The sequence below is a fragment of the Amycolatopsis sp. NPDC059657 genome (assembly GCF_042734395.1).
Taxonomy (GTDB): domain Bacteria; phylum Actinomycetota; class Actinomycetes; order Mycobacteriales; family Pseudonocardiaceae; genus Amycolatopsis.
In genome coordinates, this window is record NZ_JBHWEB010000260.1 from 1 (window position 1) to 2,315 (window position 2,315).

Annotated in this window: 3 protein-coding genes; 2 read left to right on the forward strand and 1 reads right to left on the reverse strand. The window is 67.4% G+C overall.

Annotated elements, in window-relative coordinates:
- Positions 1-268: 268 nt before the first annotated feature.
- The gene (locus ACFV15_RS48065) at positions 269-1,009 is read right to left on the reverse strand and encodes a DUF6597 domain-containing transcriptional factor (RefSeq protein ID WP_378360216.1); all 741 of its coding nucleotides are present in this window, start codon (positions 1,007-1,009) and stop codon (positions 269-271) included.
- Positions 1,010-1,132: 123 nt separating this feature from the next.
- Between ACFV15_RS48065 and ACFV15_RS48070 the strand changes: the two genes are divergently transcribed.
- Together ACFV15_RS48070 and ACFV15_RS48075 are read left to right on the forward strand one after the other, a co-directional pair.
- Complete coding sequence (locus ACFV15_RS48070) at positions 1,133-1,372, forward strand: hypothetical protein (protein ID WP_378360218.1); 240 nt, start codon at positions 1,133-1,135, stop codon at positions 1,370-1,372.
- An 87-nt stretch (positions 1,373-1,459) separates the two neighbouring features.
- The gene (locus ACFV15_RS48075) at positions 1,460-2,203 is read left to right on the forward strand and encodes a S1 family peptidase (protein ID WP_378360220.1); all 744 of its coding nucleotides are present in this window, start codon (positions 1,460-1,462) and stop codon (positions 2,201-2,203) included.
- The last annotated feature ends 112 nt before the right edge of the window (positions 2,204-2,315 follow it).

Here is a 2,315-nt window from a genome sequence, read left to right on the forward strand (position 1 = left end):
GTCCGCGAGTGGTAACTCCGCTGCATCCAACGGAGCAGAGTTACCACTCGCCCGCAACCGTCACCGCAAACCCTCCACAGTCACTCTTTCGCGGCGCTCACCGTCGGGAACACTCACGACTCCGGCTTGGGGAGCCGGCTGCCCGCTCCCCGGCGAACAGCCGGCCACCACCCCCAATCAGCAGGCCGAACGTCGCGAGTCCCACCCTGCTCGTTCGCTGCCGCGCTCAGTTCTACCGGCCGGCGACGGGGACCCCTCCCCGCGAAGGTCAGTAGCGCTCGGCGTAGCGCGTGGGTGGTTCGCCGAACATTTCCTTGAAGTCGCGGGCGAAATGCGCCTGGTCGGCGTAACCGAGTTCGGCGGCGAGCGAGGCCCAGTCGATCTCGGCGCCGTTCTCCAGCCGGTCGGTGACCTCGCGCAGGCGGTAGCGCCGGATCACCCACTTCGGGCCGATCCCGACGTACTCGGCGAACAGGCGCTGCAAGCCGCGAACGCTGGTGCCCCACTGCTTCGCGAGCAGGTCGACCCTGGCGATCTCCGGTCGCGCCGCGATCAGCGTGACGATGTCGGCGGCTTCGTCGGCCTTGGGATCGGGCTCTGGCATGCGGGCGCGCAGGAACCGTTCGACGGGCTCGACGTCGATTTCGCTTGGCACGTCTCCGAAAACCTCGCGCGCGTCGATCTCCTGGTCCATGATCGACGACACCGGCGCGCCGAGGAACGGGCGGAAGCCACCCGGCCGGAACTCGACCCCGAAGACGCCGCTGCGCCCCTCGAGCACCTTGATCCGGCGGCCGCTGCTCACGCCGTTCACCACGGCGGCACCCTCTCGGAACGTCAGATGCACCTTGGGAAAGGGCACGACCAGCTGCCGATACGGCTCGTCGTAATCCCAGGTCACCACCCAGAATTTCTCGACGAACCGTGCGAGATCGGGCGACGGGCTCGGGAACTCGTGGCGCTGGAACTTCGTCCACGCTCCGTTGAGTCCTCGGGCATCCCTGGTCACGCTGCGCATTCTAAGCCGGAGGCCCGCTCGATCGGGTGTATCCCCCGACGATCATGTTGACCGGCGCGCCTGCCGGGTATTCCCAGCTCACAGCAGTTCCGGATCCACAAAGGAGCGCCAGCCATGAAAAGAACAGCCATCATCGCCGCGGCCATCGCCACCGCGGGCGTCCTGACCGCCGCACCTGCCTCGGCGGAGCCGGTACCCGGTCAGCCTGGGTACGTCTTCGCAGGTTGCGTGCTCACACTCGGCGGAATTTCGATCTGCGCCGAGACCGATCTGAAGCACGCCAACCATATCTGCGCGCTGACGCCGTTCGGGTTGCTCAACCTATACGGGTGCATGCCGTTCAACAAGCCCTGATCGAGCCATCCAGAAACCCGGGCCGCGTGCCGATGGTGCGGAGTAAGGTTTTCCGCCCCGGTGAGGGGCTCGTCGAAGGAGGAAGTCCTGCGCGCCAGGTCGCTCGTTTCCGCTGTCTCACTCGTCTGCGTCACCGCGACCGCCTCACCCGCGTTCGCGGTGGCGCACGGGTCCGATGTGCCACCGGGACAGTTCGGGTTCGCCGCGAAGCTGACCATGACCGGCATTCCGCGTCCCAACAGCACGCCGTACTCCAGCGCGTGCTCCGGTTCGCTCGTGTCGCCGCAGTGGGTGCTGACGTCCAGCCACTGTTTCCATGACCTCAAAGGAAATCCCGTCTCCGGTCCGTCCCCCTACCCGACCACGGTCACGGTCGGCCGCACCGACGAGGCCGACGCCTCGGCGGGCGCGACCCGCCAGGTCGTCCGCGTCGTCCAGGCCACCGGCAGCGCGGCGGCGCTCGTCCAGCTCGACGCGCCGGTCACCGGCGTGACCCCGCTGACCGTGCGCCGGACGGTGCCCGCGGTGCACGAGAAGCTGACACTCGCGGGCTGGGGCAGCACGGAAAAGGACGCCAAGGCGTCGACGAAACTGCAGCAGGGCACCGTCGAGGTCGGCACGATCGGCGAGAAGACGCTCGGTGTGCGCGGGGTGGCACCGTCGGCCATGACCAGCGCCTGCCGCTACGACTCGGGCGCGCCCTACTTCGTCGGCCAAGAGCTGGTGTCGATCGAAAGCAGCGGGCCGGACTGCCCGCACGACAAGCTCGAAACGACGGTGCGCGTGGACGTTCTGGCCGACTGGATCGCTTCTCAGACGACCCAGGCCTAAGGCTCGTGAGTGGTATTGCCGGGTAACTAGTCAGGTCTCTGTCACGTGGTGATCGTGGTGCTGCGATGATCACCACGTGACCGGGGATGTGCGTCCGTCGTATGACGAGCTT

What these genes read in the sequence shown, in the direction of transcription:
- ACFV15_RS48070 (WP_378360218.1), top strand. Translation starts at nt 1,133, where the DNA reads ATGAAAAGAACAGCCATCATCGCCGCGGCCATCGCCACCGCGGGCGTC.